The 507-nt window shown below is 75.5% G+C and carries 1 protein-coding gene; it reads left to right on the top strand.

Annotated elements, in window-relative coordinates:
• Window position 1: 1 nt before the first annotated feature.
• A partial coding sequence (locus ACYVE9_RS30635; RefSeq protein ID WP_461031099.1) for a glycosyltransferase 87 family protein occupies window positions 2–507 on the top strand: 506 nt, incomplete at its 3' end.

Genomic DNA, 507 nt, shown 5'->3' on the forward strand with positions numbered 1-507 from the left:
GCTGCGGCTGCCTCCGGAGCGGCGCCTGACCGACCTGGCCGGCTGGCTGGGCGGCCCGAACGGTTCGGGCGCGTTGCAGCCCGGCGGTTCGCTCTACGAGGGCGAGGCGTTCAACGGGACCCCGCTGGCCGGGATCGTCCTGCGGCCCCTGGCCAACGCCGGCCAGCAGGGGCTGGGTGTGGTCTGGACGCTGGGCACCCTGCTGCTGGTGTGCGCGCTGGGCGTGCTGGCGGCCCGGGCCGTGCCGGGGCTGACCTCCCGCCGCGCCCGGCTGGTCGCCGTTCCGGTCGCGATCAGCCTGCTGGTGCTGTCGGTCCCGGTGCGCAACACCTTCTCGCTGGGACAGACCAGCATCATTCCGGTGCTCCTGGTGCTCGGCGTCGTCCTGTACGGGGGCCGAGCGCCACGCGCCGCCGGTGCGCTGGCCGGCCTGGCCGCCGCGCTGCAACCCTCGATGCTGCTGTTCGTGCCGCTGCTGTGGCTGACCGACCGCCGCCGGGAGGCCGT

Source organism: Streptomyces sparsus, assembly GCF_054776295.1.